The organism is Paucisalibacillus algeriensis, from assembly GCF_000577245.1.
Taxonomy (GTDB): Bacteria; Bacillota; Bacilli; order Bacillales; family Amphibacillaceae; genus Ornithinibacillus.
In genome coordinates this window covers 96,504-121,473 of sequence record NZ_CBYO010000014.1, presented here as the reverse complement: position 1 = coordinate 121,473, position 24,970 = coordinate 96,504, and the positions used below count along the sequence as shown (strand labels likewise).

At 35.5% G+C, this 24,970-nt stretch carries 28 protein-coding genes and 1 riboswitch; of the genes, 27 read left to right on the top strand and 1 reads right to left on the bottom strand.

What is annotated here, in order from left to right; all coding sequences use genetic code 11:
- Positions 1-7 precede the first annotated feature (7 nt).
- The 14 genes from deoB (at position 8) to TY11_RS10110 (ending at position 12,242) form a co-directional block, all read left to right on the top strand.
- A complete protein-coding gene (gene deoB, locus TY11_RS10175; protein ID WP_042145794.1) occupies positions 8-1,183 on the top strand; it encodes a phosphopentomutase in 1,176 nt (391 codons plus the stop codon).
- Between the two features lie 16 nt (positions 1,184-1,199).
- Positions 1,200-2,024 carry a purine-nucleoside phosphorylase gene (locus tag TY11_RS10170; protein ID WP_042145792.1) on the top strand — a complete coding sequence of 275 codons (825 nt, stop codon included), beginning with the start codon at positions 1,200-1,202 and terminating at the stop codon, positions 2,022-2,024.
- 18 nt (positions 2,025-2,042) lie between these two features.
- Positions 2,043-3,347 carry a pyrimidine-nucleoside phosphorylase gene (locus TY11_RS10165; RefSeq protein WP_042145790.1) on the top strand — a complete coding sequence of 435 codons (1,305 nt, stop codon included), beginning with the start codon at positions 2,043-2,045 and terminating at the stop codon, positions 3,345-3,347.
- A gap of 147 nt (positions 3,348-3,494) precedes the next feature.
- Positions 3,495-4,673 carry a D-alanyl-D-alanine carboxypeptidase family protein gene (locus TY11_RS10160; protein WP_042145788.1) on the top strand — a complete coding sequence of 393 codons (1,179 nt, stop codon included), beginning with the start codon at positions 3,495-3,497 and terminating at the stop codon, positions 4,671-4,673.
- 105 nt (positions 4,674-4,778) lie between these two features.
- A complete protein-coding gene (gene spoIIAA, locus TY11_RS10155; RefSeq protein ID WP_042145786.1) occupies positions 4,779-5,132 on the top strand; it encodes an anti-sigma F factor antagonist in 354 nt (117 codons plus the stop codon).
- Entirely contained in the window at positions 5,129-5,572 is a 444-nt protein-coding gene (gene spoIIAB / locus TY11_RS10150) for an anti-sigma F factor (RefSeq protein WP_042145785.1), read from the top strand. The genes spoIIAA and spoIIAB overlap by 4 nt, the downstream gene beginning before the upstream one ends.
- Before the next feature lie 12 nt (positions 5,573-5,584).
- On the top strand, positions 5,585-6,340 hold the full coding sequence (gene sigF, locus TY11_RS10145; protein WP_042145783.1) for an RNA polymerase sporulation sigma factor SigF: 756 nt from the start codon (positions 5,585-5,587) through the stop codon (positions 6,338-6,340).
- A gap of 149 nt (positions 6,341-6,489) precedes the next feature.
- Positions 6,490-7,110, top strand: a complete 621-nt coding sequence (locus TY11_RS10140; protein ID WP_042145781.1) for a stage V sporulation protein AA — start codon at positions 6,490-6,492, stop codon at positions 7,108-7,110.
- Positions 7,088-7,516: a stage V sporulation protein AB gene (locus tag TY11_RS10135; RefSeq protein ID WP_042145780.1), complete on the top strand. Its 429-nt coding sequence runs from the start codon at positions 7,088-7,090 to the stop codon at positions 7,514-7,516. The genes TY11_RS10140 and TY11_RS10135 overlap by 23 nt, the downstream gene beginning before the upstream one ends.
- 18 nt (positions 7,517-7,534) lie before the next feature.
- Entirely contained in the window at positions 7,535-9,007 is a 1,473-nt protein-coding gene (locus TY11_RS10130; protein WP_042145778.1) for a spore germination protein, read from the top strand.
- A gap of 112 nt (positions 9,008-9,119) precedes the next feature.
- The gene (lysA, locus tag TY11_RS10125; RefSeq protein ID WP_042145776.1) at positions 9,120-10,427 is read left to right on the top strand and encodes a diaminopimelate decarboxylase; all 1,308 of its coding nucleotides are present in this window, start codon (positions 9,120-9,122) and stop codon (positions 10,425-10,427) included.
- A 284-nt stretch (positions 10,428-10,711) separates the two neighbouring features.
- Positions 10,712-11,149 carry a peptidylprolyl isomerase gene (locus tag TY11_RS10120; protein WP_042145775.1) on the top strand — a complete coding sequence of 146 codons (438 nt, stop codon included), beginning with the start codon at positions 10,712-10,714 and terminating at the stop codon, positions 11,147-11,149.
- A gap of 25 nt (positions 11,150-11,174) precedes the next feature.
- Positions 11,175-11,639: a site-2 protease family protein gene (locus TY11_RS10115; protein WP_042145772.1), complete on the top strand. Its 465-nt coding sequence runs from the start codon at positions 11,175-11,177 to the stop codon at positions 11,637-11,639.
- A 237-nt stretch (positions 11,640-11,876) separates the two neighbouring features.
- A complete protein-coding gene (locus tag TY11_RS10110; RefSeq protein ID WP_042145770.1) occupies positions 11,877-12,242 on the top strand; it encodes a GNAT family N-acetyltransferase in 366 nt (121 codons plus the stop codon).
- 127 nt (positions 12,243-12,369) lie between these two features.
- Here the strand turns inward: TY11_RS10110 and TY11_RS20115 are convergent, their stop codons facing one another.
- Complete coding sequence (locus TY11_RS20115; RefSeq protein ID WP_081472447.1) at positions 12,370-12,459, bottom strand: YjcZ family sporulation protein; 90 nt, start codon at positions 12,457-12,459, stop codon at positions 12,370-12,372.
- A 158-nt stretch (positions 12,460-12,617) separates the two neighbouring features.
- Here TY11_RS20115 and TY11_RS10105 point away from each other — a divergent pair, with 158 nt between their 5' ends.
- From TY11_RS10105 to TY11_RS10045, 13 genes are all read left to right on the top strand, one after another.
- Positions 12,618-13,361: a segregation/condensation protein A gene (locus TY11_RS10105; protein ID WP_042145767.1), complete on the top strand. Its 744-nt coding sequence runs from the start codon at positions 12,618-12,620 to the stop codon at positions 13,359-13,361.
- A gap of 1 nt (position 13,362) precedes the next feature.
- Positions 13,363-13,947 carry an SMC-Scp complex subunit ScpB gene (gene scpB / locus TY11_RS10100; protein WP_042145764.1) on the top strand — a complete coding sequence of 195 codons (585 nt, stop codon included), beginning with the start codon at positions 13,363-13,365 and terminating at the stop codon, positions 13,945-13,947.
- A gap of 248 nt (positions 13,948-14,195) precedes the next feature.
- The gene (locus TY11_RS10095; RefSeq protein ID WP_042145762.1) at positions 14,196-15,296 is read left to right on the top strand and encodes a D-alanyl-D-alanine carboxypeptidase family protein; all 1,101 of its coding nucleotides are present in this window, start codon (positions 14,196-14,198) and stop codon (positions 15,294-15,296) included.
- A gap of 1 nt (position 15,297) precedes the next feature.
- The gene (locus TY11_RS10090) at positions 15,298-15,882 is read left to right on the top strand and encodes a nucleoside recognition domain-containing protein (RefSeq protein ID WP_042145760.1); all 585 of its coding nucleotides are present in this window, start codon (positions 15,298-15,300) and stop codon (positions 15,880-15,882) included.
- 1 nt (position 15,883) lies between these two features.
- Entirely contained in the window at positions 15,884-16,414 is a 531-nt protein-coding gene (locus TY11_RS10085) for a spore maturation protein (RefSeq protein ID WP_042145758.1), read from the top strand.
- A gap of 99 nt (positions 16,415-16,513) precedes the next feature.
- The gene (locus TY11_RS10080; RefSeq protein WP_042145756.1) at positions 16,514-17,257 is read left to right on the top strand and encodes a pseudouridine synthase; all 744 of its coding nucleotides are present in this window, start codon (positions 16,514-16,516) and stop codon (positions 17,255-17,257) included.
- Positions 17,258-17,308: 51 nt separating this feature from the next.
- Positions 17,309-17,887 carry a thiol-disulfide oxidoreductase ResA gene (resA, locus tag TY11_RS10075; RefSeq protein ID WP_042145754.1) on the top strand — a complete coding sequence of 193 codons (579 nt, stop codon included), beginning with the start codon at positions 17,309-17,311 and terminating at the stop codon, positions 17,885-17,887.
- 17 nt (positions 17,888-17,904) lie between these two features.
- Positions 17,905-19,623: a cytochrome c biogenesis protein ResB gene (resB, locus tag TY11_RS10070; RefSeq protein WP_042145752.1), complete on the top strand. Its 1,719-nt coding sequence runs from the start codon at positions 17,905-17,907 to the stop codon at positions 19,621-19,623.
- Positions 19,624-19,644: 21 nt separating this feature from the next.
- Positions 19,645-20,838, top strand: a complete 1,194-nt coding sequence (gene ccsB, locus TY11_RS10065; protein ID WP_042145749.1) for a c-type cytochrome biogenesis protein CcsB — start codon at positions 19,645-19,647, stop codon at positions 20,836-20,838.
- A 302-nt stretch (positions 20,839-21,140) separates the two neighbouring features.
- Positions 21,141-21,851, top strand: a complete 711-nt coding sequence (locus tag TY11_RS10060; RefSeq protein WP_042145745.1) for a response regulator transcription factor — start codon at positions 21,141-21,143, stop codon at positions 21,849-21,851.
- The gene (locus tag TY11_RS10055; RefSeq protein ID WP_042145743.1) at positions 21,851-23,620 is read left to right on the top strand and encodes an ATP-binding protein; all 1,770 of its coding nucleotides are present in this window, start codon (positions 21,851-21,853) and stop codon (positions 23,618-23,620) included. Before TY11_RS10060 ends, TY11_RS10055 begins: the two co-directional genes overlap by 1 nt.
- 47 nt (positions 23,621-23,667) lie before the next feature.
- A riboswitch (cobalamin riboswitch) is annotated at positions 23,668-23,850 on the top strand.
- 158 nt (positions 23,851-24,008) lie between these two features.
- Positions 24,009-24,443, top strand: coding sequence for a DUF4430 domain-containing protein (locus tag TY11_RS10050; protein WP_042145740.1), 435 nt, complete (start codon positions 24,009-24,011; stop codon positions 24,441-24,443).
- 5 nt (positions 24,444-24,448) lie between these two features.
- Positions 24,449-24,958 (top strand): ECF transporter S component, encoded by a 510-nt coding sequence (locus tag TY11_RS10045; protein WP_042145737.1) that lies wholly within the window; start codon positions 24,449-24,451, stop codon positions 24,956-24,958.
- Positions 24,959-24,970 lie beyond the last annotated feature (12 nt).

Genomic DNA, 24,970 nt, shown 5'->3' with positions numbered 1-24,970 from the left:
TACAAAGATGAGAAAATTTAACCGTGTTTTTTTAATTGTGATGGACTCTGTCGGTATTGGGGAAGCACCTGATGCTGAACAATTCGATGATATAGGAGCTGATACATTAGGACATATTGCGGATCACATGAATGGTTTACATATGCCAAATATGGGTGAATTGGGTTTGAGTAATATTAGAGAAATTAAAGGAATCGAAAAAGCAGTAAATCCAAAAGCTCATTTTACGAAAATGCAAGAAGCATCCAATGGGAAGGACACGATGACAGGCCATTGGGAAATAATGGGTCTACATATTGAACAACCATTTCAAACTTTTCCAGATGGGTTTCCGAAAGAATTAATTGATGAACTGGAAAGTAGAACTGGACGAAAGATTATCGGGAATAAACCAGCTTCCGGCACAGCCATTTTGGATGAACTAGGAGAGAAACATTTGGAGACTGGTGCATTAATCGTTTATACTTCTGCGGACTCTGTACTACAAATTGCTGCTCATGAGGAAATTATTCCTATTGAAGAACAATATCGTATTTGTGAAATTGCCAGGGAGCTTACACTAGATGAAAAGTATATGGTTGGTAGGGTAATTGCCCGTCCATTTGTTGGAGAACCGGGTGCATTCGAACGTACATCCAATCGTCATGATTATGCATTAAAACCTTTTGGGAAAACAGTTATGAATACTTTAAAGGAAGAAAACTATGATGTTATTGCGATTGGTAAAATATCGGATATCTATGATGGTGAAGGGGTAACAAAAGCCATTCGTACAAAGGACAATGATGATGGAATGTCTAAAATCGTGGAGACATTAGATATGGACTTTACTGGTATTAGCTTTTTAAATCTAGTTGATTTTGATGCAAAATATGGACATAGGCGTGACCCACAAGGTTATGGTGAGGCTTTAGAGGCTTATGATGCAAGACTTCCTGAGATTATTAATAAGATGAAGAATGACGATTTATTAATTATTACCGCTGACCATGGTAACGATCCAATTCACCATGGTACTGATCATACACGCGAATATGTACCATTACTTGCTTATCATAAAGGAATTGAAACAGGTAAAGAATTACCCGTGAGAGAAACATTTGCTGATTTAGGAGCAACTATTGCAGAAAACTTTCATGTGCAACTTCCTGAATATGGAAAAAGCTTTTTAAACGAGATTTAATTGGGAGAGATTAAAGATGGATTTTTCAACTATTAAAGAAGCTAGTCAATTTATTGGTAATAAATTATTAACTAAGCCAGAGCTTGGCTTGGTTCTAGGATCTGGTCTGGGTGTCTTAGCTGAGGAAATTGAAAACCCAGTAGTCATTCCTTATAACCAAATTCCATACTTCCCAGAATCAACCGTATCTGGTCATAAAGGGCAATTAGTTATTGGTATGTTGGAAGGGAAGCAAGTTCTTGCCATGCAAGGACGTTTTCATTTTTATGAAGGGTATACAATGCAACAAGTAACGTTTCCAATTCGAGTAATGAAGGAACTTGGAATCAAGTCCATCATTGTAACAAATGCTGCCGGTGGCATTAATGAAAGCTTTAAACCTGGAGACTTGATGCTAATTACGGATCATATAAATAATATGGGAACAAGTCCATTAATTGGACCAAATGATGATCAGTTAGGTGCACGATTCCCTGATATGTCATCTGCTTATGATAAGAAGTACTTAGAGCTTGCCCGAGAAGCAGCAGAAGGGTTAGGGTTAAATGTACAAGCTGGGGTTTATGTAGGTAACACTGGTCCTGCTTATGAAACGCCTGCTGAAATTCGTATGTTAAGAACTTGGGGTGGAGATGCAGTTGGGATGTCCACTGTTCCAGAAGTTATGATTGCTAATCATGCCAATATGAGAGTACTCGGTATTTCCTGTATATCAAATATGGCTGCAGGAATATTAGACCAACCACTAACACATGACGAAGTAATCGAGACAACTGATAAAGTTAAACAGGACTTTTTGAAATTTGTTAAAAAAATAATTCATACCTTACCAGAAAATTAAGAGGAGGTGTATTTACGAATGCGTATGTATGACATTATTGAGAAAAAACGTGATGGAAAAGAACTATCAAAGGAAGAAATCTACTTTTTTGTAAATGGTTATACAAGCGGTGATATTCCCGATTACCAAGTTAGTGCATTAATGATGGCTATCTATTTTCAGGATATGACAGAGAAAGAGAGAGCAATTCTTACAGAGGCGATGGTGGAATCAGGAGATAAAATTGACCTTTCTAGGATATCTGGTATTAAAGTAGATAAACATTCGACTGGTGGTGTAGGGGATACTACTACATTAGTGTTAGCCCCACTTGTTGCATCTGTTGGTGCACCAGTTGCTAAAATGAGTGGCAGGGGACTTGGACATACAGGTGGTACGATTGATAAATTGGAGTCCGTCCCAGGTTTTCATACTGAGATAACAAATGAAGAATTCATAGACCTTGTTAATAAAAATAAGGTATCTGTAATTGGTCAAACTGGTAATTTAACACCTGCAGATAAAAAGTTATATAGTCTTCGTGATGTAACGGCGACAGTTAATTCGATACCATTAATAGCAAGTTCTATTATGAGTAAAAAAATTGCTTCTGGTGCTGATGCAATTGTGTTAGACGTAAAAACTGGTGCTGGTGCATTCATGAAAGAAATTGATGATGCAAAAGAACTAGCCCATGCTATGGTGTCTATTGGAAAGCAAGTCGGTAGAAACACGATGGCAGTTATTTCTGATATGAGCCAACCATTAGGGTATGCCATTGGAAACTCGTTAGAGGTAAAAGAAGCGATTGATACATTGCAAGGAAAAGGACCAGAAGATCTTACAGAATTATGTCTGGTACTTGGAAGCCAGATGGTGGTCTTGGCAGAAAAGGCTACTAGCATTGAAGAAGCAAGAAAAATGCTAGAGGAGAATCTTTCCAATGGAAAAGCATTGGAGCATTTTAAAATCTTCCTTGCTTCACAAGGTGGCGATTCAACTGTGGTTGATAATCCTAACCAACTTCCTCAAGCAAAGCATCAAATAGAAGTTTTAGCTAAAAGACCGGGAACTGTTAAAACCATAGTTGCTGATCAAATCGGAACAGCAGCAATGTTGTTAGGCGCTGGAAGGGCAACAAAGGAATCGGTAATTGATCTAGCGGCAGGTCTGATGCTTAATAAAAAGGTAGGCGACGCAGTTTCAGAGGGAGAGTCCCTTGTAACCTTACATAGTAATGTTGAGGATGTCAGATCTGTAATAGAACTAATTGAAAAAAGTATCGTGATATCAGATGAAAAAGTCGAAGCTCCTAAATTAATTTACGGTACAATAACAGAATAAAAATAGAAAACTAGGCAACTTACTGAGTGCCTAGTTTTTTATTTATCCTTTCAAGCCATAACTTTACTATTATATTTTACAGTTCTGTTATAAGTTTGTTTCATTTTGGAAAACCTAGAAGTATATTGATTGCTGGAGGTTACCAAAATGAAAAAATATATTCTAATGATTACAATACTAGTAATAACACTTTCTTTATTTTCCATTCAAGTTATGGCAGAAGGAGGTACTGCAACACAGAAAAAATCGTTGGATTTAGCACCTGAAGCAAAATCTGGCATTTTAATTGAGCGTGATACAGGAAACGTTATGTATGAGAAAGATGCTAATAAAAAGTTACCACCTGCAAGTATGACGAAGATTATGACCCTTCTTCTAATCATGGAAGAACTAGAAAAGGGTTCATTAAAAAAAGATGATGTTATTCGCATAAGTGAAAATGCCGCTTCGATGGGTGGTTCACAAATATTCCTAGAAGCTGGAGAAGAAATGATAGTTAATGATCTTTTAAAAGGAGTAGCGGTAGCTTCTGCAAATGATGCAAGCGTTGCACTAGCTGAAAGAATTGCAGGTAGTGAAGAAGAGTTTGTTAATCGAATGAACGACAAGGTAAAAGAATTAGGATTAAAAAATACCCTGTTTCAAAATACAACTGGATTACCAGCTGAAAATCATTATAGCACAGCACATGATATGGCAATGATGGCAAAGGAACTATTAAGTCATGAATCTATTACAGAATATACATCTATTTATGAGGATTATTTACGAAAAGACTCTGAGGATGAGTTTTGGCTCGTCAATACGAATAAATTGGTTCGATTCTATCCAGGTGTCGACGGTTTAAAAACAGGATTTACAAATGAAGCGAAGTATTGTTTAACAGCAACTGCTAAAAAGAATGACATGCGAGTAATAGCAGTAGTGATGGGTGTTGATACTCCAAAAGAACGAAATGCTGCTGTTTCTAATATGTTAGATTATGCTTTTAATACGTATGAAACGAAAAAGCTATTTGATAAAGGGCAAGCCATTACAAAACTTGATCTACTTAAAGCAGAGCAAAATAATGTAAATGTCGTCGCTGCTGAATCGATAAGCACCCTTTACAAAAAAGGTGAGTCCGTTGAGAACTTAACAACGTCCGTAGAATTAGATAGTGTTGAATTACCTTTAAATGAGGGAGACCGAGTGGGAACACTAGTTGTAAAAAACGGTGAGAACTTGATTTCGGAAACACCCCTAGTAGTTGAATCAGACATAGAAAAAGCATCACTATTTACATTATTCAAACGTTCGATGCAGAAACTGTCGAAGAATAACTAAATAACTCTAATTTCATCGGATTACTTCTTCTTTTGTCTGGAGGCAGGAATTTGCACCTTTCATCTTGAATTTATACTTACAAAGGTATGTAAGGAGGACTATTGAATGGGGCTTAATTTTTCTTTTGAAGTGAAGGAAGAAGTGCTAATTGTTCGCTTATCTGGTGAATTGGATCATCATGAAGCAGAGGGTTTACGTGATGAATGGAAGGACATGCTGTACCATAATTCAGTTAAACATGTCGTATTAAACCTTGAACAGGTTAGTTTTATGGATAGTTCTGGTCTAGGAGTAGTCTTAGGTAGATATAAAGAAGTTCTACAATTAGGAGGTCAAATGGTTGTATGCTCCATACCACCATCAATCAAACGTTTGTTTGAAATGTCTGGTATGTTTAAAATTATTCGCCTTGAGGAGAATGAAGAATTTGCATTAGAGACTTTGGGGGTGGCTTCATGAAGAATGAAATGCATGTTGAGTTTGCTAGTGTCAGTCAAAATGAATCTTTTGCTCGTGTAACAGTTGCTGCTTTTGTTGCACAGTTAGACCCTACGATGGAAGAATTAACCGAGATTAAAACAGTTGTTTCTGAAGCAGTTACAAATGCTATTATCCATGGCTACAATAACGAGCCGGACCATAAAGTGGCAATTAGCTGTAAGATAGATGATGACGGTGAAATTGAATTAACGATTCGTGATTATGGAATAGGTATCAGTGATGTGGAAGAGGCTAGGCAACCGTTGTTTACCTCAAAGCCTGAACTAGAACGATCAGGGATGGGTTTTACTATTATCGAAAATTTCATGGATGCTGTTGAAGTTATTTCCAAACAGGGAGAGGGAACAACCGTTTACATGAGAAAACAGCTAACCAATAGTAAAACGGTTTATAATTAGGGATGTATGCCTATGGATGTTAATGTAAAAAACAATAAAAAAAGTGAAGCATTAACGGATGACCAGGTAAAGGAATATATCCTAAAGAGTCAACAAGGTGATAAAGAAGCCAGAGACTTTTTGGTGGAAAAAAATATTCGATTAGTTTGGTCTGTTGTTCAGCGATTTATGAATAGAGGATACGACCCTGACGATCTCTTTCAGATTGGGAGTATTGGGTTAATTAAATCCATTGATAAGTTTGATCTTTCTTATGATGTTCGTTTTTCGACATATGCTGTTCCAATGATTATTGGTGAGATTCAACGGTTTCTTCGTGATGATGGAAGTGTTAAGGTAAGTCGATCACTTAAAGAAATCGGGAATAAAATTCGTAAGAAAAAAGATGAACTTACAAAGCAATTTGGAAGATCGCCGTCCATCAATGAGATTGCTGAAGCATTAGAAATATCACCAGAAGACGTTGTCCATGCTCAGGAAGCGTCTAAAACGCCTCATTCCATCCACGAAACGGTATTCGAAAATGATGGCGATCCAATTACTCTTTTAGATCAAATTGCTGACCAAGATTCTAATTGGTTTGATAAATTATCTTTAGAAGAGGCAATTAGAGGGTTAAATGAGCGGGAAAGATTAATCCTGTTTTTGCGGTATTATAAGGACAAAACACAATCAGAGGTTGCGGAGAGACTAGGGATATCACAGGTGCAAGTGTCCAGGTTAGAGAAGAAGATACTTTTTGAGATGAAAAATAAAATGAATCCTTAAGAAGGTTGTTATGAGGGGCTTCCTCATAACAACCTTTTTTTTTCTTTTTACATGAGGCTTTGTAATTCTAGAGTGAGTTTTCCTCATAATATTTCCATTTAGACTAATAATAACAAGTACTGAAATTGTTTTTTCTGAGGTGAAACGTAATGGAAGGAATTGTTTATTTGCGTTTGAGAAGAAAGTTAGAAATAAAGAATCTAACTGAGATTAAGTTAAAAGATATTGCGTTTATTTCTTCTCATTCAAAAGAGATTGTACATGAATTAGAAAAAATTAAGCTATATCGGGTTACCGAGAAAGATAAAGAGTTGGTCGTTTTAGATAGTTTTTTAATCATAAAACACTTAACACAAAGCTACCCTAACATTGAAATTCAATTGCTTGGTCCAGAACAAACAATAGTTAAAATAGTAAATAACCAAAAATCACCAAGTATATTGATAATGGCCTTCGTATGGATTCTATTATTTATTGGGACAGCCATGACGATTATTAACTTTCATTATGATGTTAGTATGCAAGAGGTGCAACAAAAGCTACATTACCTATTAACTGGTGAGCAAAATGAGTTTCCATTATGGATCCAAATTCCATATTCATTTGGATTAGGTATAGGGATGATATTATTTTTTAACCATTGGTTTAATAAGCGATTTAACGAAGAGCCAAGCCCCTTAGAAGTTGAAATCTATAACTATCAAAAGTCCCTTGATGATTACGTGAGCTTCCATGAGAATAAGTTAAATGATCCTAAACATCATCATTAATATATTAGAGGCCATAATAGGCTTTTCAGGAGGACTTGCAGTTGGTAGTGGGTTTGTTGCTTTTCTAACTGTTTTAGGGATTATACCTAGACTAATTCAATTAAGTAGGACATCCCATTTGATAAAAGTATACACAGCATGTGTTGTGCTCGGTTCCATAGTAGGTACTTATTTCTCTTTTACTAATGTTACCTGGTCTCACCCTGTCATACTATTAGCACTTTGGGGTGTTTTTCATGGGGTTTTTAATGGTATGCTTGCAGCTGCGTTGACTGAAGTGTTAAACGTATTTCCACTTGTATCTAGACGAATCGGCTTGGAAACGAAGATTATTACATTAATAATGGCTGTTGTTTTTGGGAAAATAGTAGGTTCCTTATTTCAGTGGCTCATCTTAGTAAAATAAGAAAATGGAGGGCTAAGTTTGACTCAACATCCAATATCATCAAAAATAAAAGAAAATGCTACCTACTTAAAAGAAAGAATAGGTGTAGATGTTTCTTTTGATGTAGGTTTTAGAGAAATAACGTTGCTAAAGACAGATATCCAACTGTATTATGTGACTGGATTAGTTGATAGTTTAATCATTCAAGATATTATAGAAGAACTAGTTAATCTTAATGAGAAGGAAAGAGAAAAGAACAAAGTAGCTGAAATAATTCGCAATAGAATTCTTCACCAACAAGTAACAACTATAAAAACAATGGATGAAGCTGTTGACCAAATGTTATCTGGTCTAATCGTTATTTTCATTGATGGAGAAAGATTTGGGTATACGATTGATGTTAGAAATTACCCAGGAAGAACCCCACAAGAACCAGATACCGAAAGGGTTATACGTGGGTCGAGGGATGGTTTTACAGAAAATATCATTGAAAACACGAGCTTAACGAGAAGAAGAATTCGCGATGCTCGCCTTAGAAATGAGATGCTTAAGGTTGGAGAACGATCCAAGTCCGATGTTTGTGTAAGTTATATAAAAGATATAGCAGATGAAGGGTTAGTAGAGTTACTAAAAGATAAGATTAGAAAAATTAATATTGATGGTAATACCATGGCGGAAAAACCAATAGAAGAGTTCCTAGTAGAAAGGAAGTGGAATCCTTTTCCGTTAGTACGGTTCACAGAAAGACCAGATGTTGCCGCAAACCATCTTTTGGAGGGACATGTGTTAATAATAGTAGATACGTCTCCTAGTGTTATGGTTGTTCCTACTACTTATTTTCACCATACACAGCATGCGGAAGAATATCGTCAGGCGCCGCTAATTGGTACGCTAATTAGATGGATTCGATTTTTGGCAATAGTTCTATCCGTATTTTTGTTGCCCACATGGTTACTATTTGTAATGGACCCCACGCTCTTACCAAAGGAGCTTTCCTTTATTGGTCCAAATGAAGATGGGAATATCCCAATAGCCGTCCAATTAATACTTGGGGTAGTAGGGATGGAATTCTTAAGAATGGCAGCGATTCATACACCTACTGCACTTTCGACTGCTATGGGATTAATAGCAGCAGTATTGATTGGACAAATTGCTATTGATGTAGGTTTACTTAGCCCGGAGGTGATTTTATATACAGCCGTTAGTGCAATCGGAACGTATGTAACCCCAAGCTATGAACTTAGTGTAGCGAACAAAGTTGCTAGTGTTGTACTGCTTCTTTTCACGGCATTCTTTGGCTTGATTGGTTATATAATCAGTATCTTGTTGCTGATTATATTCCTTGTTAACTTAAAGTCATTTAGAACACCTTATTTTTGGCCTTTTATCCCCTTTAACGCCAAAGCAATGTTAAGGACTATCATTCGGATACCAACTCCATACGTGAATACAAGACCTTCTATCGTACATCCGAGAAATGTGTATAGCCAATCAAAGATTCGGAAGTCTTAAAAATAAAATCCCTCCATTATGAGGGATTTTATTTTATTTCTTTTGTTTTTGATATGTTTATGATAAGTTTTTTATATGTATTTTTAACTAATTGAATGAATAGGTGAGGGAAATGTCATTGGAGCAATATCCATTTCAAATAAATAATGAAGGACATCTGGAGATAGGGGGAATGGACACCGTAGAACTTTCCAAAAAGTACGGTACACCTCTTTATGTGTATGATGTATCATTAATTCGTGATCGCTGTAGAGCATTTGTAGAAACTTTTAAGGAACTTGGCGTTCGTGCACAAGTTGCATATGCTAGTAAGGCTTTCTCTTCAATTGCAATACTCCAGGTTGTGAAACAAGAAGGTTTATCAGTTGATGTTGTATCGGAAGGCGAACTGTATACTGCTCTTAAAGCTGGTATTGACCCGACAAAAATACATCTACATGGAAACAATAAAAGTGTACAAGAACTAAAAATGGCCATTGAACATAATGTCGGTTGTATTGTTGTTGATAACTTTTATGAGATTGAGCTATTAACAGCGCTTTTAAAACAAAATAATAAGAAAATGGATGTCATTATCCGTGTTACTCCAGGAATAAAATCGGATACCCACCAATATATCATGACAGGAAATGAAGATTCGAAGTTCGGATTTGATTTACATAATGGGCAAGCAGATGAAGCCTTTAATCAATTGCGTGAAAATAATGACATAAACTTTAAAGGATTACACTGTCATATTGGTTCTCAGATATTTGAAACGGATCGTTTTGTAACAGCAACCAATATCTTGTTTAGAAAATTATCAGATTGGAAAAGGAGATATGGTTATATCCCGGAGGTGTTAAATCTAGGGGGAGGATTTGGGATTCGTTATACGGAAGATGACCAACCAATACCACTAAATCATTATGTTGAACAGTTAGTGGAAACTGTTCAAGAGCAAAGTGAAAAACTAGATATCCCAATGCCTGAAATTTGGATTGAACCCGGTCGCTCTATCGTTGGTGATGCTGGCGTTACATTATATACGGTAGGTTCACAAAAGCATATACCTGGAGTTAGAGATTACATTTCAATCGACGGTGGAATGACAGATAACATTAGACCAGCACTTTATCAAGCAAAGTATCACGGGTTACTCGCAAATAAAGCATTAGAACCAAGTGAAACAGTTGTTGCCGTCGCAGGCAAATGCTGTGAATCAGGAGACATGTTAGTTTGGGATCTACCAATTCCCCAAGTTAAAAGCGGGGATATACTGGCGATTCTATCAACAGGAGCATATGGATACTCTATGGCAAGTAACTACAACCGCATCCAAAAAGCCGCAGTTGTCTTTGTAGAAAACGGTCAAGACAAATTAGTAATCAAACGAGAAACCTACCAAGACATCCTAAGCCACGATCTATCTTATGAATAATTGGTGATTAAAAATTTCTATATTGTTAATTTTTGAAAATATTCAACGCTGTTTTAACTCTCTAGAAGGTATACCAGCCTCCCATGGGAAGGTAGACACTGGGATGGTTTTTTTGAACAAATGTTGCCCTTGTGCTTTGACAGTAGAATCGGAGTGTATATGAGCCTCGGACATTATAGGGTAGTAATTTAATATAAAAGGGATGAAACTTTAATTATACCACCAAAAATGTTATCATAAACATGATATTAACAAGAATCACTACATAACAGGAGATGAACAAATTGACAAAAAAAGGCTATATCCTTATGGAAAACGGAAATAAAATCGAATTTGAGCTATATCCGAACGAGGCACCAGGAACTGTAGAAAATTTTGAAAAACTTGCAAACGAAAACTTCTATGATGGTTTAACGTTTCACCGTGTAATTCCGGGCTTTGTCAGCCAAGGTGGATGCCCGGTTGGTAATGGAACTGGTGGTGCAGGCTACACAATCAAATGTGAAACTGACAATAACCCACATAAACACGTTGAAGGTTCACTTTCCATGGCCCATGCAGGAAGAGACACTGGTAGTTGTCAATTCTTCATCGTACATGAGCCTCAACCACACTTAAATGGAGTTCATACAGTGTTTGGTCAAGTAACTTCTGGAATTGAACATGCTAAGGCTATGAAAAATGGTGATGTAATGAAAGAAGTAAAAGTTCTTTCGGAATAAGAAAATTTAATTTAGGAAGGATTAGATGAATACAGTTTTATTGATTTATTTAGTGTTTATCGTTGCACCGATAAGTAATCTTATTCATGAGTTGGGTCATATGCTTGGTGCAATGCTTGCAAAAGCTGATGAGATTACCTTATATGTAGGTAGAGGTAGAAAATTGTGTGGATTGTTATTTCGTCAAACTGAAATTCAATTTGGTATGGCATTTTTTACCTCCGGGTTAACTATAAGTACACGGAAAGAAGACTATCGATCTCATGAGATGATCTATATTGCATTCTTTGGACCACTACTAAATGGAATAATGGTATTCATCTTTTACTTTCTCTATATTAATCTGCCAAATACATTTATATTTATTTTCATGTTATACAATGGTTGGTTATGTTTAATGAATTGTCTCCCTTTCAAAATTGGGAAACAAGAATCTGATGGCTATATCATTGTTAGACAAATGTTTTCGAAAAAAAATGTATACAAGTAGGTAAAAATTGTCAATAATAGTAAAGGATGAGAACTTTGAACCAACGAAAGAAAAATATCCTACTATTTGTTACATTACTATTGATTGGAATTATCTGGGGCTTTCTTTATTGGATTATTTTTGTATTTTAAAACAAAATTTGACAAATATAGATTAATAGGTCAATAATATAATACGAACTCCAACCTGAAAAGTATACTACTAGATAAAAAGTTATTCTTATAATGAGGGGTATCTATGTTAAATCGCTATAAAAAAAATTCGGAAAAGATTGCAATGGGTTTATTGTCTTTTATGCCTGAAGAAAAAGATGTAAAGAAGTTGCAACAAACGATAAAAGAGTATGAGTCTAATTCAGATTGGCATCTTTATCTATGGAAAGAAGCTGATGACATTATCGGTGCAATCGGATTACGAGTTGATGGTGATAAAGCAATTATTCAACATATTTCCGTAAATCCTTCACATAGAAATTTTGGCGTAGGTAAAAAGATGATTCAAGAAATTCGTAAACTTTATGGTTCAAAGTATGATGTAACGGCATTAGAACCAATACAGCGTTTTTATGAACATTGTGTTCACGAAAATAATCTTGATGCATAGGGAAGTCAATTACGATAGTAATTAAGACTTCTAGAAAAAAAACCAGCCCTACTTTAATATAGGGCTGATTTTTGTTACTAGGCTATGCATTTTGTTCGGATGAATTTAATCGTAGTTAAATTCTATATTAGAACCAAGCAGCACCAACAATGATTAATAGAATAAACAATACTACGATTAAAGCAAATCCTCCGCCATAGTTATATCCTGAACCCATGAAAAATTCCTCCTTTAGATTAAACTAAAATAAATGTTTGGGTAACATCTACCTTACGTTAATAACTTATGTAGGTATCCTCCCCAGTGTATAGGCGTATAAAACGGGTTGCGTTATATTTTTTATTAACTGATTATTTTAAGAAAGGGTCGACATGTATGAATCAAGCATATCAAGTAAAAATAGATACGTTTGAAGGTCCGCTTGATTTATTATTACATCTGATTAATCATTATGAGATTGATATATATGACATTCCTGTGGCCCAAATTACGGAACAATATATGAATTATATACATGCAATGCAACATCTTGAACTGAATATTGCAAGCGAATATCTTGTTATGGCTGCAACCCTACTTGCAATCAAAAGTCAAATGCTTTTACCGAAACAAGAGATTGAAGTAGAAGATGATGAATACATGGAAGATCCTAGAGAAGAATTGATGCAAAGATTAATTGAATATCGAAAGTTTAAAGAAGCTGCTGAAGCTTTTAAAGAAAAAGAATTAGAGGCTCATCAAACATACACAAGACCACCAGTCATTTTTGATAATCTAATTATTGAAAAGACCGTTATACAAGGAGATATATCGATTTATGATATGCTCGGTGCCTTAGGTAGAATGATAGAAAGAAAGAAATGGAAAGAACCTCTTGATACAAGAATACAAAGAGCTGAAATACCAATTGAAGAGCGAATGGATGAAGTCTTAAGCGTAGTTAAACAAGCTAGACGAAATGGTGTTTCTTTTGATGAACTATTTACAAAACGTACCAAATCGTATATTGTCATAACATTTATGGCACTTCTAGAATTAATGAAGATTCACCAAGTAACATGTAAACAGTCCAAACATTTTGATACATTATATGTATATTATTCAGGGGTTGAAATTTAGGATGAAAAATGTTAAAGCTATTTTAGAAGGGCTGTTATTTGCATGTGGTGATGAAGGGATTACCATAAGAGAGCTTGCAAAAATTATGGAAATCTCAGAAAAGGCTGTAGAACATTTAATTGAAGAATTGAAATATGATTATGAGCATGCAAGTCGCGGTATTATGATTATGGAATCTCAAAACGTGTTTCATTTGACGACTAAGCCCGAGCATAGCGAATATTATAAAAGACTTGTAGAAGAACCACAGACATCTAGAATGTCGCAGGCTGCTCTCGAAACTCTTGCAATCATTGCATACAGACAACCAATTACTCGTTCAGAGATAGATGAAATTCGTGGCGTCAAAAGTGATCGTCCAGTCCAAACTTTAATTGCAAGATCACTTATTGAAGAGGTTGGGCGTAAAGAAGGTGTTGGACGTCCGGTATTATTTGGGACGAGTAAAGACTTTTTAACTTATTTTGGCTTAACTTCTATAGAAGAGCTTCCACCGCTTCCGGACAATTTTGATGCTGACGAATTAGAGGATGAAGCAGACTTGTTTTTTGATCGTTTTAATCAACTTGAAGAACCGAACAAATAGTGTTTATTGAAATAATACATACGAATATTCTAAAACTCTTACATGTAATAAGGTAAGAGTTTTTTATTTTGATTTGATGTTAATAAATTTTCGATTGAGAAAATAAATATCCGAAAACATTGATATCAGGGTTTCATTTCGTATTGAAATAGTCTTTTGGATGTATTTACTAAAAGGTTGTTCAATTTATTCATATCGGCTTTCCTCCAGCATAAAATGTACAGACATGATTTTTGGGAGGACAAACAATGCGTTTTATTGTCATAACTTTAATTACTTTGATAATCTTAACTTTTTCATCTCCACTTATTGGACATGCTGATCCTGGTGTGTCTGCCAACAACGCTGTTCTAATTGAGCAATCTACAGGTAGAATTTTGTATGAGAAGAATGCACATGAGAAATCCAATATAGCAAGTATTACGAAAATCATGACCGCAATTATTGCTATTGAATCAGGGAAAATGGAAGAAATGGCTACTGCAAGTAAAAAGGCAATATATACAGAAGGTTCTTCTATTTATTTAAAGCAGGGTGAAAAAATGAAGCTAGAAGACCTAGTATATGGTCTAATGCTACGTTCAGGTAATGATGCAGCAGTCACGATTGCAGAGCACGTTGCTGGAAGTGAGGAAGGCTTTGCCTATTTAATGAATGAAAAGGCTGAGTGGCTAGGTATGACTAACACACATTTTGATAATCCACATGGGTTAGATTCGGATACCCACTATTCCTCAGCATATGATATGGCACTATTAATGCGATATGCAATGAAAAATGAAAAGTTCCAACAAGTTACTGGCGCTAAATCCTTTAAATCGGAAAATAGGGAATATAGCTGGAAAAATAAAAATAAATTATTAACCGTTTATTATAAATATTGTACTGGAGGCAAGACAGGCTTTACAAAGCAAACAGGCAGGACTCTTGTCTCTACTGCAACAAAAGATGGAATGAATCTGATTGCTGTTACTCTAGATGCTCCTGACGATTGGAGAGATCACATGCAAATGTTTGAATGGGGATTTGCGCAATACGACATGGAACCATTAGGTGGTAAGGGATTTATTGATATCGAGTTAGGCTCAAAAGAAAAGATAAGGGGTTATATCCAGGAAGAAACAATGTATCCATTAAAAGCTGGAGAGAAGAAAGCAATCCGAAGTGAAACTTCTGCATTCGAAAATAATCTCACCTGGTTGAGTGAACAAATAATTGGAAAACAGACTTATTACTTAGGTGATGAACCAATTACAGAAATTGCAATTTATCAAGATGGTCAACTAAAAGAACCATCATTCATTGAAAATTTTATTTCAGTTTTTAAGCAAATATTTAGGATGGGGTAGCATGGTTAATTTAATCTGGGCTTTTATGGCAATCATTGGTATTGTCTATGCAATGTTTAATGGTACGATGGACGAGGTTAACAAGGCAGTATTTGAGAGTGCGAATGAAGCGGTTACCTTATCAATTGGACTTATTAGTGTATTAGTTTTTTGGCTAGGGATTATGAAAATTGCTGAAGAAGCAGGCATATTAAGAGGACTAGCTAAAATATTTCGTCCAATTGTAGTTAGACTTTTCCCCGAAATTCCAAAGGATCACCCAGCAATTGGTTATATACTATCTAATATAACGGCAAATATGTTTGGTCTGGGTAATGCCGCAACACCAATGGGGATCAAAGCAATGGAACAAATGAAACAACTAAGTGGTTCAGATGAGGCATCAAGGTCGATGATTACTTTTCTAGCTATTAATACTTCTAGTTTAACACTTATTCCGACTACCGTAATTGCTATACGTATGCAGTATGATTCCATGTCTCCAACTGAAATTGTAGGAACGACGATTCTTGCAACAATGATTGGAACATTGAGTGCGATAATTATAGATAGACTTTTCTATTATCAAAGTACACGGAGGAAGTAATATGGTTTTCATCACACAGGTAAGTTTGTGGATTATCCCATTATTTATTATGATTGTATTGTTAGTGGGAACCTGGAAAAAGGTTCCTTCCTATGAATTATTTGTTGAGGGAGGAAAAGAGGGCGTTAAGATAGCCTTTTCTTTACTTCCCTTTTTAGTAGGGATGATTGTTGCAATATCGATATTTCGAAGTTCGGGTGCTCTAGATGCTTTAATCGGATTAATTTCTCCTTTGCTATTATTTTTTGGTGTACCCCCGGAAATTGTACCATTAGCACTAATCAAACCCATTTCCGGTTCTGCCGCACTTGGCGTAACAACTGAACTTATTGCAACACATGGTCCAGATTCCTTTATTGGGAGACTTGCCTCTACTATGCAAGGGAGTACAGATACAACGCTTTATATATTAACCGTTTATTTTGGGGCTGTCGGGATACGTAAAATGGGCTATGCGCTTAAGGTTGGACTTTTAGCCGATTTAGTTGCTATAATAGCAGCAATAGTTATTGTTACATTAGTTTTTGGTTAGGTAATTAGTATACAGACAACAATAATAATGCTTTTGTGTAGCGTTACCCAATGGTTAACGCTATTATTATGTTAAAATAAGGTTGAAAATGGTGATATTATGTCGAATACACATGAACGTTTACAAAAAGTAATTGCTGCTAGTGGTGTAACCTCAAGAAGAAAAGCGGAAATGCTAATTGTAGAAGGAAAAGTAAAAGTTAATAATAAAGTGGTAACAGAGCTAGGTACTAAGGTGAGCCTAGATGATAAAATTGAGGTTGATGGCATTCAATTAGAAAAGGAACCACCTGTTTATTATCTCTTTTATAAACCTAGAGGTGTCATTTCAAGCGTAAAAGATGATAAAGGAAGAAAAGTTGTTACAGACTATTTTCCTGAAATAGATGAACGTATTTATCCAATTGGAAGATTAGATTACGATACCTCAGGTATTTTGCTTTTAACGAATGATGGGGAATTTGCCAATATGGTCATGCACCCGAAGTATGGCGTTGATAAGGTTTATGTAGCTAAAGTAAAGGGAATACCTTCAAAAATTGAACTGTCCAAGCTTAAGAAGGGTGTCAAAGATAAGAATGATATTCTAAAAGTGATTAAATATCATGTTATTTCAACAGATAAAAAGAAAAATACAGCAATTTTAGAATTAACTTTAAGGGAAGGTAAAAACAGACACGTTCGACGGATGATGGAACAATTAGGCTATCCAGTACTAAAATTAAAACGAGAGAGATATGGTATGCTGACACTTGATGGTTTACGAGTTGGGGAATATCGAAAAATGACACCAAAAGAAGTAAAACAAATGATAAACCTCGCTTCACAAATTGTTGAAGATTAGACAAAATTTCATTGACCAAATAATGGTATAATTGGTCGGGGAGTGGTTAGTGTGAGTATTGAGCAGGCAAAAGAAAAGAAAAAAAATAAAAGGAAAAATAGGTTAATATTTCGCTCTGTTATATTGGCATTGTTACTACTTGCAGTAGTGTACGCACTGGTAACCAATATTACTGCGGATAGAACTATTTATAAAGCAGGGGACCAAGCACCGGATTTTCAACTAAATCAGGTAAATAACCATAATGATTTAGAGACAGTTCGTTTAAGTGATTATCAAGGAAAAGGAGTTATGTTGAATTTCTGGGGAACATGGTGTGAACCTTGTAAAGATGAAATGCCTTACATGCAAGCTCTTTACCCTGAGTATCAAGAGAAAGGTGTGGAAATTATTGCAGTGAGCCTTGATGCAACTGAATTTGTTGTGGATAAATTCATTGATCAATATGACTTGACATTTCCTATTCCACACGATACGAAAGACCAGGTTCGTGACTTATATAAGATAGGTCCGATCCCTAGTACATTTTTTATCAGTCCCGAGGGAGAAATTGTTGAAATTGTAGAAGGTGCTCTTTCGCTTGAAAGACTTGAGGAGTATCTACAACAAATTCAGCCAACTGAATCATAAATCAGAGAGGGATATTCATGAAACATATAAAATGTGAATGTGGCCACGTGAATCCAGAAGGGACAGTCCTTTGTGAGGCATGTGGTAAACCTATTGAAGAAAATCAATATATTGATGGGAACGATAAAAAGAAATTATTAAATATGCGTTATGAAGGTAGCGCCAGAAGATCGACTACATATAACAAGACAGTTGTAGATAAAGTTTGGAATTTTTTCTCTTCTGTTAAAGTTGCCGTATGGTTAATTGTTATTGCATTAATTGCCTCCGGTATTGGTACAATCTTACCACTAGAGCAATACATACCTATGGATGCTATTTCACGTGACCCAGCTATTTTTTATCCTGAAACCTATGGTCTGTTTGGAAAAATCTTTTATCAATTAGGCTTTCATAACTTATATAGTTCTTGGTGGTACTTAATTTTAATCGCATCAATCGGAGTATCATTAGTTATTTGTAGTATTGACCGATTTGTACCTTTATATAGGGCACTAAAGCGTCAAAAGGCAAAACGCCACGAATCGTTTATTAATAGGCAACGTTTGTATAGTGAAACAGAAAGTGTATTAAATGACGAAATACAGACAGTTAAGGAACGTCTAGAAAAGAACCGTTATCGCATAAAAGAGGAAGACAATCATATTGTTGCCGAGAAAGGTAGATTCTCTAGATGGGGCCCATATGTTAACCATATTGGTCTAATTATTATTCTTGTCGCAGCATTAATTAGGACTATACCTTTCTTTTACATGGATGATTATGTCTGGATTAGGGAAGGGGAATTACGAGTAGTTCCTGGAACAAATGGTGAATATTATATTGAAAATCATGAGTTTATTCTGGATACCTATTCCGAAGATGATGAGCGTTTTAAAGATGCCATTGCCAAACAAGGAATGATTATCCCAAGTAACTTCCAGACAAACGCAACCATCTATAAAGCGAAGGATGCTGAGGTTCTTGGAGCTGAAGAGGATCATGAAAAAGTAGGTGATTTTCAAATAAGCATGAATAAACCAGCGAAGTTCGGAGGCTATACCCTTTATCAACAAGGATATCAGTTAAATGAATTCTCCAAAATGACCTTCAAGTTATATGAAATGAATGATCCAGAAGCTGATGCACTAGGAGAATTTACAATTGATTTATTTGACCCGAAATCTGAGTATGAACTCGATAATGGATTCAAAATAGAAGTAACGGAATACTATCCAGATTATAGTTTGACTGAAAATGGTGTTACATCAAAGACAAATGATTCTAATAATCCTGCGTTTATCTTTAATTTGCATATGCCAGAGAATGAAGATTCAGAGACAAGTTTTGTTGGAGATGTAATTGGTTCTGCAGAGAAATTAGGAATTGATACATCTGTTGTCGAGCTTAAGCCAATGGGGGATGTAATAGGAACATTTGCAGCAACTGTACCAGGTTCTGAAGATAATCAGTACAAAATATTAATTGATTCTATTCAATTTGATCGAAAGAGTGGACTTAGTGTAAAAAGAGACTATACTCTACCTTTATTTGTTCTTGGTGCGATTATATTTATGATTGGTGTTATCCAAGGAATGTATTGGCAACATCGCAGAGTATGGATTCACCCTAAGAACGATGGCATATTATTAGCTGGCCACACGAACAAGAATTGGTTTGGTCTGAAGAAAGATATTGAAAAAGTTATTGAAGGTACTTCCATTAAAATGGTAGAGGATCAAAAGGAAGACGAATAGGAAGTTCAAGGAGGACAACTCATGGAGAGTTTACTAGAGACGAGTAGTTCGATGCTATTTACTGCATTTATACTCTACTTAGTCGCGACGTTTTTTTTCGGTTTTACAATAAAAGATAAGACTAGTGAAGAGAAGAGGTCTGGTTTTGCGGGTAAGTTAGCAATAACATTGACAATAATTGGCCTTGTTGCACAATTAGTTTACTTTATCACCAGATGGATGGCTTCAGGGCATGCTCCGGTAAGTAATATGTTCGAGTTCGTAACATTTTTGGGTATGTGTCTAGTATTAGCATTTATTATCATTTGGTTTATTTACAAATTTAATCTGTTAGGATTATTCGCATTGCCAATTGCAATGATCTTTATTGCTTATGCTAGTATGTTCCCAACAGAAATTTCACCGCTCGTCCCATCTTTAAAAAGTCATTGGTTATATATTCATGTAACAACAGTTGCACTAGGTTCGGGTATTTTATTTATTAGCTTTGTTGCTGGTTTAATTTACCTAATTCATGGGATAAATCAAAGTGAACGTAATGCACGTACAGTATCACTTGAGATTGTACTATATATCATTTTCTTAATTATTGGTTTTGTTGTTATTTCTTCTGTATTCGGGGCTATGAATTATAATGCCACCTTTGAATATGATTTAAATGGTAAGACAACTCAAACAGAATATAACTTACCTGCAATAGCCGCACCTTATGAAGGAAATTTATTAACTGAAAATGTCATGGAGCCTTGGTTTGATACTCCAGAATGGATGCATGGTGCAGATGCAGGTAGGAAATTTAATAGTGTAATTTGGTCATTTATAGTTGGTACACTTATATATGCACTAACAAGATTAGTCCTTAGAAAGCGAATAGGAGCAGCAATTCAGCCAATGCTTAAAAACGTAAAACCAGACTTAGTGGACGAAATCAATTATCGTTCTGTTGCGATTGGTTTCCCGGTATTTACTTTAGGTGGTTTGATTTTCGCCTCTATATGGGCACAAGAAGCATGGGGACGCTTTTGGGGCTGGGATCCAAAAGAAGTATGGGCACTAATTACATGGTTCTTCTATGCAGCTTACTTACACTTGAGACTATCACGAGGATGGCACGGTGAGAAATCAGCATGGCTCGCAGTTATAGGATTCGGTATAATCTTATTTAACCTTATCGTAGTAAACCTGGTATTAGCAGGCTTACACTCCTATGCTTAGAAAATATTTATGTAAATACTTTTTACAAGTAATTTTGTATTAGTAGAATGGTTTATTATATGCACTGATCTGCCCGAATACACGGAGACTCCTGTAGGAGGACAAGATTCGGTGAGGAGCAAGGAGGATCCCGGCCGTTTGTGGAAATTGAAGTGTATTCGGGCTGCGGATTTGGCCAGAAAAGTCAATAATAATTATTGTTGGAAACATGACATTTTTCGCACAAATGTCATGTTTTCTTATACAATTTAACCTCCTTGGTTTATACTGAAATTAATTAGTAACAATAAGGGGGAGCAATCATGGAAACAAGAGTACTTGTTGTTGATGACGAAGAAAGAATCCGCCGACTAATACGAATGTATTTAGAACGGGAAGACTTTATTGTAGAAGAAGCCGAAAATGGTGCAGAAGGACTAAGTTTGGCTTTAGAAAATAATTATGATGTCATTCTATTAGATATTATGATGCCTGAAATGGATGGAATTGAAGTCTGTGAAGAATTACGTAAAGAAAAGAATACACCTGTAATCATGCTCACTGCAAAAGGTGAAGAAACAAACCGTGTTCAAGGATTTGAAGTTGGGACAGATGATTATATCGTAAAACCGTTCAGCCCAAGAGAAGTTGTTCTACGGGTAAAAGCATTATTACGGAGAACTGGTTCAACAGCTAATCAAGATGTGAATACACAAACAAGAGATTTGTTAGTATTTCCACATCTAACTATTGACCATGATGCACATCGTGTGGCCGCAGATGGAGAAGAGGTAGCATTAACACCTAAAGAATATGAACTGCTCTGTTACTTAGCAAAATCACCTGATAAAGTGTTTAATCGTGAACAGTTACTTAAAGATGTATGGCAATATGAATTTTTTGGTGATTTACGTACAGTAGACACACATGTTAAACGATTACGTGAAAAATTAAATAGTGTCTCCAAAAAAGCTGCTAAGATGATTGTTACAGTTTGGGGAGTCGGATATAAATTTGAGGTAGATGATGAATAATGTTTTGGCGTAGCGTAGTAGGGAAACTAGCGGTAACCATTTTATTGCTAGTTTCTTTTGTCTTATTTGTATTAACGATATTCTTACTGGAGTTCTTTGAAAACTTTCATCTTCAAGAAGCCGAAGAGGACTTATTGCAAACTGCGACAAAGGTTTCGGTTATGGTGGAAAATCATGAAGATGAGGCACTTATCCATGAAACGACAGAGCGAGTGAAGGACCCTTCTAGTAAGGTTGTTATTACGTTTTCTGATGGTGATATTTGGAGTTCCAAAACGGATGATGAAGATTTATTAGCATTAAATGAAAAGTGGTTTAAAGACCAAGCAATAAATTCAGAAGTAATATCCTCAAAAGAACCAATTAGTAAACAGATTGGAATACCTAATCAGGAACTTGGAGTAATGTTAGTCGGAACATCTGTGCCAAATACGGATGCTGGCGTATTTGTCTTTCAATCCCTTTCGATTGTTGATAAAACAAAGGCTGAAACTACAAAAATTATTTTGGGAGCAGCAGCTGTTTCGATAGTACTTACTACTATTTTTGCCTTCTTTTTATCAACACGTATAACATCTCCACTCATAAAAATGCGAGAAGCGGCTTTTGATTTGACTCGAGGAGAATTTAATACAAAGGTTCCAATTTTGACGCATGATGAAATTGGGGAACTAGCAATGGCATTTAATCATATGGGAAGACAGCTTAAGTTCCATATTAATGCTTTACGTCAGGAAAAAGAACAACTTTCTAGTATTGTAAATTCAATGGCAGATGGTGTGATTACTTTAAGTAGAAGTGGTGATATTATTGCAACTAACCATCCTGCTGAAATGTTCATTGAAGATTGGTATTTCGAAAAGAATATCACAACTAAAGATGGAACACGTAAATTACCAAAAGAATTATATGAATTCCTCCAACAAGTAATTGAAGGAGAGAAAGAGGTCATGGAGGAAATAACTATACAGGGAAGAACCTGGGTTATGATTATGACTCCACTCTATGATCAATCGTACATTCGTGGGGCTGTAGCAGTTATTCGTGATATGACAGAAGAACGAAGATTGGATAAACTACGTAAAGACTTTATCGCTAATGTTTCACACGAATTACGTACGCCGATTGCTATGTTACAAGGATACAGTGAAGCGATTGTCGATGACGTAGCAGAAAGTAAAGAAGAAAAAAACGAGTTAGCACAAATTATTTATGAGGAGTCATTAAGGTTAAGTCGTTTGGTAAATGAACTATTAGATTTAGCAAGTATGGAAGCTGGTCATTTAACACTAAATAAAGAAAAAGTCCAAGTTACCCCTTATATAGATCGTATTTATCGAAAGTTTAAAGGGATTGCCGAAGATAATAAAATTGACTTAACGCTTACCAAAACTATTGAAGAACCATATGCTTATTTTGATCCAGATCGAATTGAACAAGTATTTACAAATCTAATTGATAATGCAATTCGCCACACGAATGAAAATGGCTTTGTGAAAGTACTGGTAACCAACAATAAAGATGGATTCGCCGTTTCGGTTGAGGATAGTGGTAGTGGTATTCCAGAAGAGGATTTACCATTTGTCTTTGAACGGTTTTACAAGGCAGATAAGTCAAGAACAAGAAATAAAAAAGTAAAAGGGACTGGACTTGGTTTGTCTATTGCAAAAAATATTGTAACTGGTCACAAAGGGATTATTTCTGTGAAAAGTAAATTAAATATCGGAACGACCTTTAATTTTATGTTACCAAGAGAAGAAAATAAATAAATCTTGTTTTTTAATAATTGTGTGTTACTATATTTATTAGAATTGAATACAAAACTAATGATACGGGTGTATCTTTTACTTAAAAGGGAATCTAGTGAAAATCTAGAACTGTCCTCGCAACTGTGAGTGATGACGAAATAAGTGTAACCACTGTAGTTTATCTATGGGAAGGGCTTAGAGTAGGTTCGAGTCACAAAGTCAGTAGACCTGCCAATTATCATTTGTATCAATGATCCCGAGGATAGGACAATTGAGACAATCTAGTACATAAAATAGCTTTTTGTGCTTTTTTATTGGTTACAGACTGTCGAAAGAGTTAACTTGTTGCGGGGTTAACTCTTTTTTCATGCTCCCATTCTCAGGTTTTACATAATTGGAGGAGAGAATAGTGAAATCATTATTATTTAAATTAGTAGCAGTATTAACTGTATTAACTCTATTAGTAGCTTGTGGAAATGAGGATTCAACCAATAATGCAAAGCAAAATCAAGCAAATAACAACTCTACTAATGAAACAAATGAACAACAAGAGGAAACAAGTATTACTGTAACCTTAACGAAAGATAAAGGATCAGAGACGTTAGAAGAGAAGGAAGTTGTTATTGAAGAAGGAGATATCCTATTAGATGTTATGAAAGAGAACTTTGACATTGAAGAAAAAGAACCTGGTTATATCTTGGCTATTGATGGAATATTAGCCGATGAAGCTGAATCCATGTTTTGGGCTCTTTCCATAAATGGTGAAATGTCAATGGTTGGTGCAGCTGAAGTAGAGCTAGAAAATGGTGACAGTGTCAATTTTGACCTTCAGTCATGGGAATGAGTTAGTTGAATATCTATAAAATTACATTACTTGCTTTACTTGCAACATTAGCTGTAGTTGGACGCATTGCTACAAGCCTTATACCAAACGTTCAACCCGTAACCTCAGTTATTATTTTATGTGGGATATTTTTGGGTCCAATTGCTAGTATTATTTTAGCTGTATTAGTAACATTTTTATCAAATATGATATTAGGAACTGGCCTTTGGACCATTTGGCAAATAGTATCATGGGGACTTATTGGATTAATTAGTGGAATAATGGGGAAGACCATGAAAAAACTTCCATTCTTTGTTATCGTTATCTTTTCCATCTTTAGTGGGTATCTGTATGGATTTATTGTTTCATTAACAAATTACCAAATAACGGGACAAGGATTTATGGCTTATTATCTAGTGGGATTACCATTTGATACGAATCATGCAATTGGTAATGCGGTCTTTATGATACTCTTATACCCAACCATATCCTATGTTTTTAAAAAGTATGTACAAAACCATTTGAACACCAACTAATGAGTTGGTGTT

Coding starts and splice junctions, on each gene's coding strand:
- deoB (WP_042145794.1), top strand. CDS start 8: ATGAGAAAATTTAACCGTGTTTTTTTAATTGTGATGGACTCTGTCGGT.
- TY11_RS10170 (WP_042145792.1), top strand. CDS start 1,200: ATGGATTTTTCAACTATTAAAGAAGCTAGTCAATTTATTGGTAATAAA.
- TY11_RS10165 (WP_042145790.1), top strand. CDS start 2,043: ATGCGTATGTATGACATTATTGAGAAAAAACGTGATGGAAAAGAACTA.
- TY11_RS10160 (WP_042145788.1), top strand. CDS start 3,495: ATGAAAAAATATATTCTAATGATTACAATACTAGTAATAACACTTTCT.
- spoIIAA (WP_042145786.1), top strand. CDS start 4,779: ATGGGGCTTAATTTTTCTTTTGAAGTGAAGGAAGAAGTGCTAATTGTT.
- spoIIAB (WP_042145785.1), top strand. CDS start 5,129: ATGAAGAATGAAATGCATGTTGAGTTTGCTAGTGTCAGTCAAAATGAA.
- sigF (WP_042145783.1), top strand. CDS start 5,585: ATGGATGTTAATGTAAAAAACAATAAAAAAAGTGAAGCATTAACGGAT.
- TY11_RS10140 (WP_042145781.1), top strand. CDS start 6,490: ATGGAAGGAATTGTTTATTTGCGTTTGAGAAGAAAGTTAGAAATAAAG.
- TY11_RS10135 (WP_042145780.1), top strand. CDS start 7,088: ATGATCCTAAACATCATCATTAATATATTAGAGGCCATAATAGGCTTT.
- lysA (WP_042145776.1), top strand. CDS start 9,120: ATGTCATTGGAGCAATATCCATTTCAAATAAATAATGAAGGACATCTG.
- TY11_RS10115 (WP_042145772.1), top strand. CDS start 11,175: ATGAATACAGTTTTATTGATTTATTTAGTGTTTATCGTTGCACCGATA.
- TY11_RS10110 (WP_042145770.1), top strand. CDS start 11,877: ATGTTAAATCGCTATAAAAAAAATTCGGAAAAGATTGCAATGGGTTTA.
- TY11_RS20115 (WP_081472447.1), bottom strand. CDS start 12,459: ATGGGTTCAGGATATAACTATGGCGGAGGATTTGCTTTAATCGTAGTA.
- TY11_RS10105 (WP_042145767.1), top strand. CDS start 12,618: ATGAATCAAGCATATCAAGTAAAAATAGATACGTTTGAAGGTCCGCTT.
- scpB (WP_042145764.1), top strand. CDS start 13,363: ATGAAAAATGTTAAAGCTATTTTAGAAGGGCTGTTATTTGCATGTGGT.
- TY11_RS10095 (WP_042145762.1), top strand. CDS start 14,196: ATGCGTTTTATTGTCATAACTTTAATTACTTTGATAATCTTAACTTTT.
- TY11_RS10090 (WP_042145760.1), top strand. CDS start 15,298: ATGGTTAATTTAATCTGGGCTTTTATGGCAATCATTGGTATTGTCTAT.
- TY11_RS10085 (WP_042145758.1), top strand. CDS start 15,884: ATGGTTTTCATCACACAGGTAAGTTTGTGGATTATCCCATTATTTATT.
- TY11_RS10080 (WP_042145756.1), top strand. CDS start 16,514: ATGTCGAATACACATGAACGTTTACAAAAAGTAATTGCTGCTAGTGGT.
- resB (WP_042145752.1), top strand. CDS start 17,905: ATGAAACATATAAAATGTGAATGTGGCCACGTGAATCCAGAAGGGACA.
- ccsB (WP_042145749.1), top strand. CDS start 19,645: ATGGAGAGTTTACTAGAGACGAGTAGTTCGATGCTATTTACTGCATTT.
- TY11_RS10060 (WP_042145745.1), top strand. CDS start 21,141: ATGGAAACAAGAGTACTTGTTGTTGATGACGAAGAAAGAATCCGCCGA.
- TY11_RS10055 (WP_042145743.1), top strand. CDS start 21,851: ATGTTTTGGCGTAGCGTAGTAGGGAAACTAGCGGTAACCATTTTATTG.